This is a genomic window from Nonomuraea glycinis (assembly GCF_014646515.1).
GTDB lineage: Bacteria > Actinomycetota > Actinomycetes > Streptosporangiales > Streptosporangiaceae > Nonomuraea > Nonomuraea glycinis.
In genome coordinates this window covers 35,098-51,070 of sequence record NZ_BMNK01000020.1, presented here as the reverse complement: position 1 = coordinate 51,070, position 15,973 = coordinate 35,098, and the positions used below count along the sequence as shown (strand labels likewise).

Here is a 15,973-nt window from a genome sequence, read left to right as displayed (position 1 = left end):
TGTGCCAAGGTAGAGGGGTGCGCCGGATCCATCCCGACATCGAAGACAATCCTGACATCGAGCGGGCTTATGCCTACCCGGTGGACAGGCCGTGGCTGCGCCTCAACATGGTGGCCAGCATCGACGGCGGCGCCTGGCTGGACGGGTTGTCCGGCGGGCTCTCCAGCAAGGGCGACAAGCGCGTCTTCGGGGTCCTGCGCGGGCTCGCCGACGTCATCATGGCGGGCGCCGCGACCGTCAGAGCCGAGCGGTACGCCGCGGTCAACCCGCGCGAGTCGTGGCGCGAGATCCGGGCGAGCAGGCCGGCGGCCCCGCCGCTCGCGGTCGTCAGCCGGGGCCTCGACCTCGACCTGACCGGCCCGCTGTTCACCGGCGGCAGCCGGACCATCATCGTGACCTGTGCGAGCGCCCCCGCCGCCCGGCTCAAGGCGGCGGCCGAGGTGGCCGACGTGATCGTGGCCGGCGACGAGGGCGTGGACCTGCGGGCGGCGGTGGCGGAGCTGCACGAGCGTGGCCTGAGCCGGATCCTGTGCGAGGGCGGACCGCGGATCAACGCCCAGCTCGCGGCGGCCGGGCTGGTCGACGAGCTGTGCCTGTCGGTCAGCCCGATGCTGCTCGGCGGCGGCGCGGCGCGCATCCTCGACGGGGAGCCGTCGCAGGTCAAGCTGGAGCTGAGGCAGGTGCTGGAGGAGGAGGGGGTCCTCTTCTGCCGCTACACGAGGGAGCCGACCTGATGACAGACCCGACCACGCCACCGGCGACAGCGCCTGACGCGCCAGCCGCAGGGCCGGTGACCGGGCAAGGCGAAGCAGCGCCGGGGGCAGGAGCGGACGCGGCGGCGGTCAGGGGGCCGGACACGAGGCCTGACACGAAGGCGGCCGATGTGGATGTCCCTGTCGAGTCGCCTGTCGAGGCCGTCGCGGAGTCGGCGGGCGGTCGGGGGAAGCGGAAGCCCAAGGAGCCCGAGCCGATCCCGGATCTCGATCTTCCGGTGCGGCCGCCGGTGGCGCCGATGCTGGCCAAGCCGATCAAGGCGATGCCCAAGCAGGACGGCGACCTGTTCTACGAGCCGAAGTGGGACGGGTTCCGGTGCATCGTGTTCCGGGACGGGGACGAGGTGTATCTCGGCAGCCGTAACGAGCGGCCGTTCACGCGCTACTTCCCCGAGCTGGTCGAGGCCGTCAAGCAGGAGCTGCCGGACAAGTGCGTGGTCGACGGTGAGATCGTGCTGCCGCAGGGATCACAGCTCGACTTCGAGGCGTTGCAGCAGCGCATCCACCCGGCGGCCTCCCGGGTGAAGATGCTCGCGGAGCGGACCCCGGCCTCCTTCGTGGCCTTCGATCTGCTGGCGATCGGGGACGAGTCGCTGATGGAGGCGCCGTTCAGGGAGCGCCGGGCGCGCCTGGTGGAGATCTTCCCGGAGAAGGGCAGGTCCATCCGCCTCACGCCGGTGACGGTCAATGACGAGCAGGCCGCCGAGTGGTTCGAGATGTTCGAGGGGGCCGGGCTCGACGGCATCATCGTCAAGCCGGGCGACCAGCCCTACCTCCCGGACAAGCGGACGATGTTCAAGGTCAAGCACGAGCGCACCGCCGACGTGGTGGTCGCCGGTTACCGCGAGCACAAGAGCGGTCCCATCGTGGGCTCGATCCTGCTCGGCCTCTACGGCGACGACGGAAGGCTGCACCATGTGGGGGTGGCGGCCTCGTTCCCGATGGCGCGCCGGGCCGAGCTGGTGGAGGAGCTCAAGCCGTACATCGCCGGCCTGGGTGAGCATCCGTGGGGGCACTGGGCCGAGCAGGCGGCGGCCGGCGTGGGCCAGCCCGCGCCCAGCCCCGCCTCGGGCGGTCAGCGGGTGCCGGGGGCGATCTCACGCTGGAACGCCAAGAAGGACCTGTCGTTCATCCCGCTCCGGCCGGAGCTGGTGATCGAGGTGGCCTACGACCAGATGGAGGGCGACCGGTTCCGGCACACCGCCCAGTGGCGGCGCTGGCGCCCCGACCGCACCCCGCTCTCGTGCACGTACGAGCAACTGGAGCGGCCGGTGTCGTACAACCTTGACGATATTCTTGCCCGATAGCGCGCATAGCGATATATCTCGACATATGAGCACCGGAGATGAGCTAAAGGCGGCGGTGTCCGCTCGCCGCGACCTCGGCCCGGACTTCGAGGACGCCATCGTCGAGTCGTTTCTCGACAAGATGGGCAAAGAAGTCGACAGGCGGGTGGACGAGCGCCTCGCCGCGGCTCCGCAAGCCAAGGACATGGCCAAGCAGGACCGGATGAGGGACGGTCAGCGGCTCGCGCTGGCGATCGTCTCGCTGGCCCTGGGCACGGTCGCCACAATTTTGATCACCTTGTTCAGCGATGGCGGCAGCGCCGCGTACATCCCCGTCTGGATCGGCATCGTGCTGGTCAACGCGGTGTTCAACAGCAACCACAAGCCCAGCTGAGCCGGCGGCCCGGACTGTTCGGGTGGCGGCTGTTCGGGTGGCGGCCGGGCGGGTGGCCGGTGGGTGGTGGCTGATTGGGCGGGTGGCGGCCGGGCGGCTCAGGTGGTGAAGGTCAGGGATGTGTTGTGGCCGCCGAAGCCGAAGGCGTTGGTCATCGCCGCTGTCCACCTGCCCTGGCGCGGGGCTCCGGTGACGATGTCGAGTTTGATCTGGGGGTCGAGGCGGTCCAGGTTGCGGGTGGCGGGGATGTGGCCGTCGCGGAGCGCGAGGATGGCGGCGATCGCGCCGACCGCTCCCGCGGCACCGCACAGGTGGCCGGTCATCGACTTGGTCGCGGTGACGGCGGGATGCGTGCCCAGCGCCTCGGCGATCGAAGCGCTCTCCGTCACATCGCCGGTCGGGGTGGAGGTGGCGTGCGCGTTCACATGACCGATGTCGAGCGGGCCCAGGTCGGCCGCCGCCAGGGCCAGGCGCATCGCGCGGACCTGCCCATCCACGTCGGCGGCCGTGATGTGGCGGGCGTCGGAGGTGGTGCCCGCGCCGGCCAGCGTGGCGTGGGCCCGAGCGCCACGAGCCGCGGCGAACCCGGCGCGCTCCAGCACCACCACCCCGGCCCCCTCCCCCAGCACGAACCCGTCCCGCCCGGCGTCGAACGGCCTGGACGCCTCCTGCGGCGCGTCATTACGTGTGGACAGCGCCTTGATCTGGGCGAACCCGGCAAGGGCCAGCGGATGTACGCACGCCTCGGCGCCACCGGCGATCACCACGTCGGCGCGGCCAAGGCGGATCAGGTCCAGGCCCATGGCGATCGCCTCGGCCCCGGAGGCACAGGCGCTCACCGGCGTGTGGGCACCGCCACGAGCCCCGAACTCGATGCTGATCACGCCTGCGGCGCCGTTCGGCATCAGCATGGGGATGGTGTACGGCGAGACCCGGCGCGGGCCTGACGCCTCAATAAGATCATCCTGGTCGAGCGTGGTCCGCATGCCGCCGACGCCCGTACCGATGACCACCGCCAGGCGTTCGGGCTCCACCTCAGGGGCTCCGGCGTCGGCCCACGCCTCCCGGGCGGCGACGAGTGCGGCCTGCTGGAAGCGGTCCAGCCGCCTGGCCCCTACCCTGCCCAGCACCTCCGCCGGGTCCACCAGCATCTGGCCGGCGATCCGGACGGGCAGGTCCTCGGCCCAGTCCTGTTCGAGCATCGCGACCCCGGAGCGCCCCGCGAGCATGCCCGCCCAGGTGGCGGCCACGTCGCCGCCCAGTGGCGTGGTGGCCCCCAGACCCGTGACCGTGGCCCCCGCCTTCGTCCCGCCCGCCATCGACGTCCCCCTTCGTCACTGCATCCAGACCCCACGCCAGTAAGGCGCAACTCCACGCTCCCAGGGCTGGACGGCATGGACAGGGGATCTGATCAACGAAAAACTGCCGAAAGATTTGTCGCGGATGTCATAACTTGATCAGATATGGGCGAAACAGTGACAACGCCCGCCACCGTTCAGCCTGGGTCAGGTGAGCCAGATGAGGCCGGCGAAGCGGCCTGGGGACTGGCGGCGGTGGGAGTAGAGCTCGTCGGATTCCAGTGTGCAGCGGGCGTCGTGCCGGACGTCTGGTACGCCCGCCGCCCGGAGTTGGGCCTCGATGCCGGCGCGCAGGTCCAGGGCCGGAGTGTTCCAGGAGGTCGTGGAGGAGGTTTCCGGGATCTTGGCGGCCACGTGGGCGCGTAGCTCGGCGGGGACCTCGTAGCAGCGGCCGCAGGCTCCGGGGCCGATCAGCGCGGCCATCCGGTGCGGGTCCGCCCCCTTGTCGGCCATCGCGGCGACCAGTGCCGCCGCGACCCCGGCCTCTGTGCCTGGGCGGCCTGAGTGGGCGGCGCCGACCATGCGGGCGACCGGGTCGGCCACCAGCACCGCTGGGCAGTCCGCGCCGAGGGAGGCCAGCGCCAGGCCGGGCTCGGTGGTGTAGACGCCGTCGACCGGGGGCGCGTCCTCTCCGAAAGGCTCGCTCACATAGGCCACCTCGGCGCCGTGCACCTGGCGCATGAACACGATGGCCCGCACGCCGAGCTCCGCCGCCACGCCCGCCCGGTTCGCCCGTACGGCGGCGGGGTCGTCGCCGGTGAGCCCGCCGAGGTTGCGCGTGCCGTAGGGCGGCTCGCTGACGCCTCCATGACGATCGGTGACGGCGACGTGGACTCCCGGAACCAGCTCCATCCCTCGATCTTATGACCGCCCGCCACCCTGCCCTCGCCCCGCGTCCACCCCGCCGCTGAACTCACCGCGCCGGATCGCCCCCGCCCCCAAAGCCGGTCGAAAGGGTGTCCGGCCCTGTGACCAGGTGATCCTCGGTCATACGGGGCGGGGGGTCTTGCTCGGGTGGTCGATGGAGGAAGCTGGTGGTGGCCGGCGGCGAGCCGCGGGCGGTGGGCGTACACGATGGGATGCACAGCGAGGAGAATCGCGATGACCAGCCTTGCCGATCTGCACGCGCTCATGGCGCGGCTCGGTCACCCGGTGCTGCAGGCGCCGCCCGTCTCCGGGGCGCGCTTCGCCGACGGAGCGGCGTACCGCTTCGAGATTCCCAGTGTGGAGGGGCCGGAGGTGCTGGCGGCGGTGGTCGAGGAGGCGGATCGGCTCGGCGTGCCGGTGCACCGTACGTCGCAGGGCAGCGGGGTGATGATGCTGTCGGACGAGGAGATCTCCGCGATGGCGGAGCTGGGGGCCGAGCGGGGCATCGAGGTCAATCTGTTCCTGGGGCCGCGTGCCGCGTGGGACACCGGCGGTCAGGCGAAGGTGACGCAGGCCGTCGGCGCGGCGGCGCGCGGGAACGCCATGGTGGCGGCGTGCGTGGCGGACGCGCTGCGGGCCTGTGAGCTGGGCATCCGCAGCCTGCTCGTGGGGGATCTGGGCGCGTTGGAGGTGCTGCGGCGACTCAAGGCCGACGGCACGTTGCCGGCGGGCCTGGTGCTGAAGACCTCGGTGCTGGTGCCGCTCACCAACGGTCCCACCGCGGCCGTCTTCGAGCGGCTCGGCGCGAGCACGCTCAACGTCGGCACCGACCTGACGGTGCCGCAGCTCGCGGAGGTGCGGGCCGCGACGAGCCTGCCGATCGACCTCTATCTGGAGGTTCCGGATGATCAAGGCGGGTTCGTACGGTTCTACGAGGCGGTGGAGATCGTCCGGGCGGCGGCGCCGGTCTACCTGAAGATGGGGCTGCGCAACGCGCCGAACATCTACCCGTCGGGCGGGCATTTGGGCGTGATCCCGAAGGAGCTGGGACGGGAGCGGGTACGCCGGGCGGCGCTGGTGCGGCGGCTGATGGAGCAGCTCGACCCCGGCCTGACCGAGCCGCCGTCCGGCCGTCCCACCGATCTGGGCGTGCCCGTGGTGTGACTGGCCGAGCTAATCAAGCAAGCATATGCTTGGGCACGTGGCAGACTATCGGAACCTGATCGGCGGCGAACTGGTCCCCGCGACCGGCGGCGCGACGATGGACTCGGTGAACCCGGCGACCGGCGAGGTGTGGACGCGGGTGCCGGCGAGCGGGCGGCCCGACGCCGAGGCCGCCGTCGAGGCCGCGCGGCGGGCGTTCCCCGGCTGGGCGGCGATGCCCGCGCTGGGCCGGGCGCGCTTCCTGCGCAAGGTGGCTCAGGTGTTCGCGGCGCACGCCGAGGAGCTCGCCAGGCTGGAGACCAGGGACAACGGCCGGATCCTGCGCGACACCCTGCACAAGGACCTGCCCGGCATGACCTTCCTCTGGGAGCTGGCGGCGGGCCAGTGCCTGGAGGCGGTCAAGGGCGACACGGTGATCCTGGGGCCGAACCAGCTCGGCCTGACGCGGCGGGAGCCGTACGGGGTGGCCGTCTGTGTCATTCCGTGGAACTCGCCCATCTCGACGTTCTCCGCCAAGGCCGCCTACGCGCTGGCGGCGGGCAACACGGTGATCGTCAAGCCCGCGGAGCAGGCGAGCGCGTCGGTGCTGCGGCTGGGCGAGCTGCTGGCCGAGGTGCTCCCGCCCGGGGTGCTGAACATCGTCAGCGGGCTGGGCGAGGAGGTGGGCGACGCGCTCGTACGGCATCGCGGCGTCGGCAAGGTCAGCTTCACCGGCTCGACGGCGACCGGGCAGGCGATCACCCGGGCCTCGGCGGACGCCCTCAAACCTCTCACGTTCGAACTAGGCGGCAAATCGCCAAATATCGTGTTTTCGGATGCCGATCTGGATGCCGCCGCCCAAGGCGTCACCGTCAACTCCGTCTACACCGGGAACGCGGGCCAGGTATGCGTGGCCGGTTCGCGGATCCTGATCCACCGCTCCGTCTGGGACGACCTGCTGGCCCGGATCGAGCGGATCGCCGGGGACCTGGTGCTGGCCGACCCCTTGGACCTGGCGACCACGATGGGCCCGATCGTCTCGGCCGAGCAGTTCGAGCGCGTCACGTCCTACCTGGACATCGCCGAGAAGGAGGGCGCCGAGCTGGTCTTCGGCGGCAGGACGGGCGCCGAGGTGGTGCCGGGCCTGCCCGGCGGTTACTGGGTCTCCCCCACGCTCTACACCGCGACGGACAACTCGCTGCGCGTCTGCCAGGAGGAGATCTTCGGGCCGGTGGCGGTGGCGATCCCGTTCGAGGAGGACGAGGAGGCGCTGGCGATCGCCAACGACTCCTCCTACGGTCTGGCCGCCGGGGTGTGGACGCGCGATCTGGGGCGTGCGCACCGGTTCGTACGGGATCTGGAGAGCGGCACGGTGTGGGTGAACACCTTCCGCCAGATGCCTCCCGGCCTGCCGTTCGGCGGGGTCAAGGACAGTGGGTACGGCCACGACGCCGTCCTCGAATACACGCGGGAAAAGGCAGCCATTATCAGCATTTAGTCAGATAGATTTCCCGTCATGAGCGAGGGGATCACCGATCAGCGAGACCTACCCGAGGCAGCGGCCCAGTCCCGTGCCTCCGTGCTGCGCAGCCGTGCCGAATCGTACATCGCGCTGAGCCGCCATGACGCGGCGATCGCGGACTTGACCGAGTCGATCGCTCTCGTACCGGACAACGCCAGAGCTTGGCGGCTGCGCGGGGAGAGTCATCGGATCATCGACAGGTACGACGCCGCGATCGCCGACTTCGGCGAGTCGCTCAAACTGGAGCCGGACAGCTCCTACGCCCTCGGCTCACGCGGCCAGGCCTACGCCGCGCTCGGCCGCCTGGAGGAGGCGATGGCCGACTTCGAGCACGCGCTGACCCTGTCGCCGGAGTCGCTGTGGATCCTGGAGGCCAAGGCCGACGCCCTGGTGGACCTGGACCGGCTGGACGAGGCGCTGGACCTGCACGCCGGGATCATCGCCCTGAACGAGGACCTGTCCTACTCCTGGCTGGCCCGCGGCGACCTCTACCAGCGCATGGGCCTGTACACCGAGGCCATCGCCGACTACTCCAGCGCGCTGGAGGCCGATCCGGAGTATGTGCGGGCGTACAGCAGGCGGGGCGAGGCGTACCGCATGATCGACCGCTACGAGGACGCGCTGCAGGACCTCAACCGGGCGGTCGAGCTGGACCCGGACAACGATCGCGCGCTGGGCAGCCGGGGCGCGGTGCTGAGTGAGATGGGCGACAACGAGGCGGCGCTGAAGGACCTGAACCGGGCCATCGAGCTGGACGCGGACTACGTCTGGGCCTACCGGGTGCGGGGCGAGATCTTCCAGGAGCTGGACCGGCACGAGGAGGCGGTGTCCGACTTCAGCCGCGCACTGAACCTGGAGTTCGGCGACGAGTGAGCACCCGTGCCGGCGGCGAACCGCCGGCACGGGCTTGCCGAACCTCTGCCGGGACCGAGTTCGCCGGCACGGGCTTCGGCGGGATCCGTGCCCGGCGCCGAGTCGCCGGGCACGGGCGCTCAGAGAGCGAGCAGGACCTTAGTCGGCAATGCGCTGTCCGACAGCGGTCTGATCGCGATGCGGAGCAGGGCGAGCGCGTTGTCGTCGCCCGCGATGCGGTTGGCGCTGAGCCCGTCGCAGGACTGGCAGTGGTGGATGATCAGCCACTCGCCGTCCTGCCGGACGGAGACGCTCAGCGCCGCCATCCGGCCCCGGCAGCTCGCCCGCCGGTCGCCGGGCACCCGGTGATCGACGTGCAGGCTGGTCAGGCAGTGCGGGCAGTGGTTGCGGTGGGCCGTGCCCGGCGCGAACACCGGCACGTCCAACCGGCAGCCGACGCAGCGGAACGCGTCGCCAGGCTCACCGTGCCTGACGTCCTTGCGCCGCTGCGGCCTACGGCCGCCGGATTTCCCTCGTCCGTGGCCGCCCATCACAGATCGCCGAACGTTTCGAGCGGGAACGGCGGCTGAGCGAGCGGGCGTACGGCCATCCGCATGAGGATGAGCTGGTTGTCGTCCGCGCAGATCGGGTTGGACGTCAGCTCCGCGCAGCGGGTGCAGCGATGGATGATCATCCAGTCGCCGGTCCGCAGTACCGCGATCGAGATCGGCACCATCCGCGCCCCGCACTCCGACGGCCCGCCCTCGACGCGGTCGAGAACGTGCAGGGAGTGCAGACAGCTCGGACAGTGGTTGCGACGCGAACCGTCGGCGGCGACGGCCGCCACGGTCAGGCCGCAGCGTACGCATGGAAAGGTGTTGGTCAGTGCGGAACGGGTCTTGTGGGTGGACACCCTGGGTACTCCTTGCCGGAATGGTGATGGGAAAAGCAGCAAGGAAGCGCCGTGCGGGCCTCGCCGACCCACGCTCGCGCGCGGGTGGATGCGGTACGGCGCGTGCTTGGGCACGACGGCCGTACGGCCGGTCAGAGGTGGCGTGTCAGCGACAGAATCGGACCACGGTACGACGAGGCGCGCTTGGCGCGGGCCGAGGCATTGACTCCCCACCTTCCAGGGCGCGAAAGCCCTGAGACGTATCCGACGAACTCCGGTGAGCGTATTCGCCCCGTCCCCCAGATCGCCATCGATTTATCGGCTGCCGGCGCGCGCACGACCTGCTCGGCGGTGACGCACGGCGCGCGACCGGCAGCGTCTGCCGCTCAGCCGGCGCGAGACCGGCTCATGCGCTCAGCCGGCGCGCGACCGGCTCATGCGGCACACTCACTCCGTGTCGTCGCGCGCCTTGCTCGGCTGGACCCGCTTGGGCTCGCCGGGCATTTTCGGATAGTTGGGCGGATAGGGCATGTCTCCGCGCTCGTCCTTGTCGTAGCGCTCGAGCAGTGCCTCGATCGAGCACGGGTGGTCGTCGATGGCGGCGTGCACGTCGCCCAGCTCGGCGAAGCGGGGCGGCACGGTGCGGATGTCGAAGTCACGCGGGTCGGCGTCGGCCAGCTCGTCCCAGGTGAGCGGCGTGGAGACGGGCCCGTGGGGCTGCGCCCTGACGGAGTAGGCGCTGGCGATGGTCCGGTCGCGAGCGTTCTGGTTGAAGTCGATGAAGACGCGCTCGCCGCGCTCCTCCTTCCACCAGGCCGTGGTCACCAGGGCGGGATCGCGCTCCTCCACCGCCCTGGCCAGCGCGATCCCCGCATGCCGCACCTCGACGAAGTCCCAGCGTGGCTCGATGCGCACCGCGATGTGCACGCCCCGGTTGCCGGAGGTCTTCACGAACCCGGTCATGCCGAACTCCGCCAGCACCTCCCGCGCCAGGAACGCCGCCCTGCGCGTCGCCTCGAACTCCAGCCCCGGCTGCGGATCGAGGTCGAGCCGCAACTCGTCCGGATGCTCCACGTCGGCCGCGCGCACCTGCCACGGATGGAAGTCGATGGTCCCCAGATTGGCGCAGTAGGCGATGGCGGCCACCTCGGTCACCCTCAGCGAGTCGGCCTTGCGGCCGCTGGGGAAGGTCACGGTGACGGTCTCCAGCCAGTCGGGGCGCTTGGCCGGCATCCGCTTCTGGTAGATCGCCTCGCTCTGCACTCCGTCGGGGTGCCGCTTGAGATTGGTCGGCCGGTCCTTCAGCGCCCGCAGCGCGCCCTCGCCCACGCTCACGTAATATTCGACCAGCTCGCGCTTCGTGGCGCCGATCTGCGGAAAGTAGACCTTGTCAGGGTTGGTGACCTTGACGGTCCGCTCCCCCACCTCAAGCTCGATGTACGGCGAAGCCATGGCACGAACCTACCTTCCAGCGCGAAGAGCTCAACGGTCAGCGGGCGCCGTCGTGGTGACTCCCATGACTTCACGAAGCGTAGGGCAGGGCTACGACAAGAACGGGGGCCCGTCCCGGAGCCTCCTCAGTGGCGGGACCGAGGGCTCGACGGGACGGGCTTCTCGAGACCATTCGCACACCGTTCCGGGCGCTGGCGCGCCACCCGGCCGGCCTGTTGATCACCGGCGGCTCCAGCACGGGCGTGGGCTGTACCGCTCAGGCGATCACGCGAGTGATCTCACCCCTTGCAGGAGGCGATGACACCCCCTTGCCTACAAAGACGCAATTTCATCCCAGAAAGGATGCTTCCCCCTGTGGAGATCTCTTTTTGCCGCATCTCGTACGCTGGAGGCATGGACAAGGTGGTCAAGAGCGAGGACGAGTGGCGAGTGCAGTTGTCGCCCGAGGAGTTTCACGTGCTCAGGCAGGCGGGCACCGAAAAGCCCTTCACGGGCGAGTACGTGGACACCAAGACGGAGGGCGTCTACACGTGCCGCGCCTGCGGGGCCGAACTGTTCCGGTCCGACACGAAGTTCGAGTCGCACTGCGGGTGGCCGAGCTTCTTCCAGCCATCGGAGTCGGACGCGGTGACGTTGATCGAGGACCGCAGCCTCGGGATGGCGCGTACCGAGGTGAGGTGCGCCCGGTGTGACTCCCATCTGGGGCATGTGTTCCACGGGGAGGGGTATGCGACGCCGACGGATGATCGCTACTGCATCAACTCGGTGTCACTGAGGCTCGACCCCTCGCAGTGATCACCCGGCGACCGTGCGTATCGCGCGCCGCGTAGGGATAATGGCCGATTGTGATGCGTGTCCATCTTCGTCATCGCTGGGTGACGATCGAGACGATCGGCCGTGTCGTCACCCAGCGGTGTGAGGTGTGCCTGAAGACCCGGGTGCGGGTGCGGTAGCGAGTCAGTTCGGGGCGGGATGGGTGACCCGGCAGGTGCTGTCGGAGGGGCCGAGGATGTTGGCCAGCACCGGGTTGCCGTTCTCCCCGAACCTGGCTTGGACGAACACCACCGGGTCCTTGACCCCGTTCGCCTTGAGGTACGCCAGGCCGCGCTCGCACAGGGTGAGAGCGTGGGATGAGTTCCCCGCCGTTTCCGATAAATCAGTATAAATGCGCAAATATCGGCCTATGGTGCGAATGTCTTTGATGCGGCCGGTCGCCTCGTCGGCGGCGCCCCACTGGTCGCGGAAGTACTCCACAGCCTCCTGGTCGGTGTGCCGGGAAGGGCCGTCGGCCTTGTACCCGGAGACGTCACCCGGATCCGCGTCCACCCGCCCGGGACCGTCCCGCCCGCTCACGTCCCCCGGAACAGCGGCCGGCGCCTGGTCACCGTCGAGCCCGGAATCACCCACCGCGCCGGAATCAGCCGTCTTGGCGCCCGCCCCGGAATCCGAGGCCGGGGCGCCCGAAGCCGCCGCTCGCCCCGTCGCGCTCTGCCCGTCCCCGGCCTTCTTCGACGCGCTCCCGGGACTGCCGCTCGCCACCGTCCCGGACCTCGGCGCCGCCCGCGTGACCTCCCTGGACGAAACCGCCCCACCGCCCGAGCCACCTCCACCCGGAGCCCGGCCATCCCCACCGTCGGTGGTAGTGGTGGAAACCGCGAGCAGACCCCCGAGCGTGCCGCTCACCCCGGCCACACCCACGACCCCGGCCGCGAGCGCGATCACCCCCGCCGACGCCCCCGCCAGCCACACCCCGCGTGACCTCACTCGCCGCCGCCGCACCCCCCGTCGCCCAGCGGCATGCCTCCCGGCCCTACGCCGCCCACCCCCATCGGGCCGCACCGTCAGACGGGCCGCAACCACGTCATCGTCGCACTGTGATGCCGGGCGAGCCGGGGCCACGACCTCATCGCCCTGCCCGGTCCCACCCTCATCGGACGGCAGCCCCGCGCCAGCGTCCGCGTCGCGCCGCCCCGCCGCCTCCGGCGCGCCGCCCTCCCGCTGTCCGCCGACCGGCCGGGCGCTCTGTTGTTCGTACGGCCGTCGTCCCGCGCGTTCCCGCATGGGGGTGCCCCCTTGGACCGTGCCAAGCGTGGATCCCGTGCCCGCCCCGTACCGAGCACAGAATTTCCCTGATTGTGACAAACAGGGAAGATCAAGTCCGAGGGATCCACAACTTGGGTCTCGTTCCGTCCGACGGCCTTGACGGAACGCGCGGCCGGGAGCCGTCAGGGCAGGTCGGCGATGAGCTCCCGGACGGGCTTGCGGACGCCGGTGTAGAAGGGGATCTCCAGCCGCGTGTGCCGCCGCGCCTCGGCGGCGCGCAGGGTGCGCATCAGGTCGACGATCCGGTGCAGCTCATCGGCCTCGAACGCGAGCATCCACTCATAGTCGTTGAGCGCGAAGCAGGCGACGGTGTTGGCGCGCACGTCAGGGTAGTCGCGGGCCATCTTGCCGTGCTCGGCCAGCATCGCGCGGCGCTCGGCGTCGTCGAGGAGATACCACTCCAGGGAGCGTACGAAGGGGTAGACGCTCACGTAGGCCCGGGGCTCCTCCTCGGCCAGGAAGGCCGGGATGTGGGACTTGTTGAACTCGGCGGGCCGGTGCAGCGCCATCGCCGACCAGACGGGCACGCTGTGCCGGCCCAGCTCGGTGCGGCGCAGCCGGGAGTAGACGTCCTGGAGGCCCTCCGCGGTGGGCGCGTGCCACCAGAACATGTAGTCGGCGTCGGCCTTGAACCCGGCCACGTCGTAGAGGCCCCGGGTGACCACGTCCTTGCCCGCCGCCTGCTCCAAAAGCTCCTCGACCTCCGCGGAGACCGTGTCGCGGTTGCCGGGGACCGGATCGGTGGCCTTGAACACCGACCACATGGTGTAGCGGATCACCTGGTTGAGATCGCGGGCCTTCGGCCGCGCAGCGCCCTCTGTCATGCTCTCATTCTCCTGCCTGTGCGAGGTGGTCCAGAATCCGGGAGGCGGCCGTGCGCGCGGTGGCGACGCAGGCGGGGATGCCGATCCCGTCGTAGGCGGCGCCGCACACCGCCAGCGCGGGCTGCCCGGCCACCGCGGCGTGCACCTTGGCCACCAGGTCGAGGTGGCCCACGTTGTACTGCGGCAGCCCGCCTCCCCAGCGGGTGACGCGGGAGTCGAGGGGCAGTGCCCGCACGCCCATCACCTCGCCCATCTCCGCCATCGCGACCGACACCAGCTCGGCGTCGTCGCGCTGCAGCAGGTGCTCCTCGCCGATCCGGCCGATCGAGCAGCGCAGGATCAGCAGGTCCCGGCTCAGGTGCGGCCACTTGACCGAGCTGAACGTGACGGCCTTGACGGCCCGGCCGTCGACGGCGGGGACGAGGTAGCCGCTGCCGGTGGGCGGCTCGGGGAAGGCGCCCCGCGGGTAGGCGAGGGTGACGACGGCCATGCTGGCGTACTCGATCCTGGCCAGCTCGATCGCCGCCTTGGGGGCTTCCGCCTTGAGCAGCCTGGCCGCCGCCGGTCCCGGCACGGCGACGATCACCGCGTCGGCCTCGATCGTCTCGGGCCGGGGCACGGGCCCGGTGACGATCCGCCAGCCGGTCTCGGTCCTGTGCAGCTCGCGGGCGGTGACGCCGGTCCTGACGTCGGCTCCCGAGGCCTTGGCGACCGCCTCGGGCAGGCTGCCGATGCCGTTCCTGAGCGTGGTGAAGACGGGGCCCGCGCCCTTGGGCGCGTCGCCGACGATCTGCCGGGCGGCGGTGAGCAGGGAGCGCTCGGCGCGGGCGGCGGCGGCCACCCTCGGCATCGTCGCCTCCAGCGACAGCCGCTCGGCGCGGCCCGCGTAGACGCCGCCGAGCAGCGGCTCCACCAGCCTCTCGACCACCTCGCCGCCCATCCTGGCGCGGATGTAGGCGGCGACGGAGACGTCGGTGCGCACCAGCGTGGCCGGCAGGATCTGGTCGAGCGGCACCCGTGCCAGCCCGCCGGGTGACAGGATGCCGGACTTCGCCAGGGCGATCAGGTCGCCCGGCACGCCCATGAACTGCCCTTTGGGCAGCGCGCGCAGCGTGCCTCTGGTGTAGACGGAAGAGCGGGTGGTGCCCGGGGTCATCAGGTCGTCGCCGAGCCCGACCGCCCTGGCGAGCTCCTTGCCCTCCGGGCGCCTGGCCAGCATCGCCTCCGCGCCCGCGTCGACGCCGATGCCGGCCACTTCGGAGGCGTACAGCTTGCCGCCGATGCGCGCGGCGCCTTCGAGCACCGTCACCTTGATCCGCTCGCCCGCGCCCTGTCTGAGGTGCCACGCGGCGGCGAGGCCGGAGATCCCGCCTCCGATGACGACCACGTGTGCCCGGTTGCCTTCCACGCTCCCTGACGCTACCGCGTCAAGGGTCCGGTCGCCGATCCGGGCGTGACCGTACCGTGACGCCCGCCTGCAAACCGGCGCGTACCCGCGTCCGTGTTAACGGTCATGAGGAGACACCAGATCGGCGTGGCGTTGACCGCCGCGTGCGCGGCCCTGTTCCTGGCCGGCTGTTCGGGAGGCGCGGGGAGTACGGCCTCGGACAGCGCGCCGGCGCAGGCGCTCGCCCCCGCGAGGGAGTCGGCGGCCGGGAGCGAGCCCGAGGCGGCCGACCAGGCCATGCCCAAGCCGCAGCGCCAGGCGAACGAGAACCTCGCCTCGAACGTGCAGGTGGTCCAGCAGGAACGGAAGGTCATCTACACCGCGAGCATGACCGTGCGCGCCAAGGACGTCCCGGCCGCCGCCCTGCAGGCCAAGCAGGTCGTCGTCGCCGCGGGCGGCCACCTGGCCAAGGAGGAGAGCACCTCGGCCGAGCGGACCAGGGCCTCCGCCCTCCTGGAGTTCAAGATCCCGCCGGCGCGCTACCCCGAGGTGCTGGGCTCGCTGGGCAAGGACCTGGGCAAGCAGCTCCGGCTCGAACAGGGCACCCAGGACGTCACGCTGCAGGTCGCGGACGTCGACAGCCGGCTGAAGTCCGCGCAGCAGGCCCTGGACTCGCTGCGCGTGCTGCTGAAGAAGGCCGACACCATCGGCCAGGTGCTGCAGGTGGAGCGGGAGATCGCCGGCCGTGAGGCCGACCTGGAGTCGCTGCAGGCGCAGCAGAAGGAGCTCGCCGGCCAGGTCGGCATGGCCACGCTCACGCTGCGGCTGGTCGGCCCGACCGCCGTGGTGCCGGACTCCTCGCAGGAGCCCGCCGGGTTCCTCGGCGGCCTCAAGTCGGGCTGGGACTCGCTGGTGGCCTTCCTGAAGGTCCTGCTCACGGTGCTCGGCACGGTCCTGCCGTGGCTGATCGTGGTGGCCCCGGTGACGGTGCTCGTGATCGTCCTGCTGCGCCGCCGCCGTCCCCGCCCGCAGCCCGCCGTACCCGCCGCCGAGACCCAGGCGTCGTGACCGACCCGCACAGACCAACCGCGAAGAATCACCTACGGCCACACCCGGCCGG

16 protein-coding genes are annotated in these 15,973 nt (G+C 71.0%); 8 read left to right on the top strand and 8 right to left on the bottom strand.

Going from position 1 to position 15,973, the window contains the following annotated elements; translation table 11 throughout:
* The first annotated feature begins 17 nt into the window (after window positions 1-17).
* From IEY87_RS38695 to IEY87_RS38685, 3 genes are all read left to right on the top strand, one after another.
* Window positions 18-734, top strand: a complete 717-nt coding sequence (locus IEY87_RS38695) for a pyrimidine reductase family protein (RefSeq protein ID WP_189143835.1) — start codon at window positions 18-20, stop codon at window positions 732-734.
* A gap of 149 nt (window positions 735-883) precedes the next feature.
* A complete protein-coding gene (locus IEY87_RS38690; protein ID WP_225278092.1) occupies window positions 884-2,080 on the top strand; it encodes an ATP-dependent DNA ligase in 1,197 nt (398 codons plus the stop codon).
* A 25-nt stretch (window positions 2,081-2,105) separates the two neighbouring features.
* Window positions 2,106-2,453 (top strand): hypothetical protein, encoded by a 348-nt coding sequence (locus IEY87_RS38685; protein ID WP_189143834.1) that lies wholly within the window; start codon window positions 2,106-2,108, stop codon window positions 2,451-2,453.
* Between the two features lie 98 nt (window positions 2,454-2,551).
* On the opposite strand, the gene IEY87_RS38680 is transcribed toward IEY87_RS38685, so the two are convergent.
* A complete protein-coding gene (locus tag IEY87_RS38680) occupies window positions 2,552-3,772 on the bottom strand; it encodes a beta-ketoacyl-[acyl-carrier-protein] synthase family protein (RefSeq protein WP_189143833.1) in 1,221 nt (406 codons plus the stop codon).
* 186 nt (window positions 3,773-3,958) lie between these two features.
* Entirely contained in the window at window positions 3,959-4,663 is a 705-nt protein-coding gene (gene pgeF, locus IEY87_RS38675; RefSeq protein ID WP_189143832.1) for a peptidoglycan editing factor PgeF, read from the bottom strand.
* A gap of 249 nt (window positions 4,664-4,912) precedes the next feature.
* Here pgeF and IEY87_RS38670 point away from each other — a divergent pair, with 249 nt between their 5' ends.
* The 3 genes from IEY87_RS38670 to IEY87_RS38660 are packed head-to-tail and all read left to right on the top strand — an operon-like array spanning window position 4,913 to window position 8,216.
* Window positions 4,913-5,842 carry a hypothetical protein gene (locus IEY87_RS38670; RefSeq protein ID WP_189143831.1) on the top strand — a complete coding sequence of 310 codons (930 nt, stop codon included), beginning with the start codon at window positions 4,913-4,915 and terminating at the stop codon, window positions 5,840-5,842.
* A gap of 37 nt (window positions 5,843-5,879) precedes the next feature.
* Window positions 5,880-7,319: an aldehyde dehydrogenase family protein gene (locus IEY87_RS38665; RefSeq protein WP_225278091.1), complete on the top strand. Its 1,440-nt coding sequence runs from the start codon at window positions 5,880-5,882 to the stop codon at window positions 7,317-7,319.
* Between the two features lie 18 nt (window positions 7,320-7,337).
* Window positions 7,338-8,216: a tetratricopeptide repeat protein gene (locus tag IEY87_RS38660; RefSeq protein WP_189143829.1), complete on the top strand. Its 879-nt coding sequence runs from the start codon at window positions 7,338-7,340 to the stop codon at window positions 8,214-8,216.
* 119 nt (window positions 8,217-8,335) lie between these two features.
* On the opposite strand, the gene IEY87_RS38655 is transcribed toward IEY87_RS38660, so the two are convergent.
* From IEY87_RS38655 to ligD, 3 genes are all read right to left on the bottom strand, one after another.
* Entirely contained in the window at window positions 8,336-8,746 is a 411-nt protein-coding gene (locus IEY87_RS38655; RefSeq protein WP_189143828.1) for an RNHCP domain-containing protein, read from the bottom strand.
* A complete protein-coding gene (locus IEY87_RS38650; RefSeq protein WP_189143827.1) occupies window positions 8,746-9,108 on the bottom strand; it encodes an RNHCP domain-containing protein in 363 nt (120 codons plus the stop codon). Before IEY87_RS38650 ends, IEY87_RS38655 begins: the two co-directional genes overlap by 1 nt.
* A 426-nt stretch (window positions 9,109-9,534) precedes the next feature.
* Window positions 9,535-10,539 carry a non-homologous end-joining DNA ligase gene (gene ligD, locus IEY87_RS38645; RefSeq protein WP_189143826.1) on the bottom strand — a complete coding sequence of 335 codons (1,005 nt, stop codon included), beginning with the start codon at window positions 10,537-10,539 and terminating at the stop codon, window positions 9,535-9,537.
* Between the two features lie 393 nt (window positions 10,540-10,932).
* Here ligD and msrB point away from each other — a divergent pair, with 393 nt between their 5' ends.
* On the top strand, window positions 10,933-11,334 hold the full coding sequence (msrB, locus tag IEY87_RS38640; protein ID WP_189143825.1) for a peptide-methionine (R)-S-oxide reductase MsrB: 402 nt from the start codon (window positions 10,933-10,935) through the stop codon (window positions 11,332-11,334).
* A gap of 162 nt (window positions 11,335-11,496) precedes the next feature.
* On the opposite strand, the gene IEY87_RS38635 is transcribed toward msrB, so the two are convergent.
* The 3 genes from IEY87_RS38635 to hemG form a co-directional block, all read right to left on the bottom strand.
* Window positions 11,497-12,303, bottom strand: coding sequence for a hypothetical protein (locus IEY87_RS38635; protein WP_189143824.1), 807 nt, complete (start codon window positions 12,301-12,303; stop codon window positions 11,497-11,499).
* 461 nt (window positions 12,304-12,764) lie between these two features.
* Window positions 12,765-13,466 carry a hydrogen peroxide-dependent heme synthase gene (hemQ, locus tag IEY87_RS38630; RefSeq protein WP_189143823.1) on the bottom strand — a complete coding sequence of 234 codons (702 nt, stop codon included), beginning with the start codon at window positions 13,464-13,466 and terminating at the stop codon, window positions 12,765-12,767.
* Window positions 13,467-13,470: 4 nt separating this feature from the next.
* Window positions 13,471-14,874, bottom strand: a complete 1,404-nt coding sequence (gene hemG, locus IEY87_RS38625) for a protoporphyrinogen oxidase (protein WP_189143822.1) — start codon at window positions 14,872-14,874, stop codon at window positions 13,471-13,473.
* 105 nt (window positions 14,875-14,979) lie between these two features.
* On the opposite strand from hemG, the gene IEY87_RS38620 reads away from it, so the two are divergent.
* Window positions 14,980-15,921 (top strand): DUF4349 domain-containing protein, encoded by a 942-nt coding sequence (locus tag IEY87_RS38620; RefSeq protein ID WP_189143821.1) that lies wholly within the window; start codon window positions 14,980-14,982, stop codon window positions 15,919-15,921.
* Window positions 15,922-15,973 lie beyond the last annotated feature (52 nt).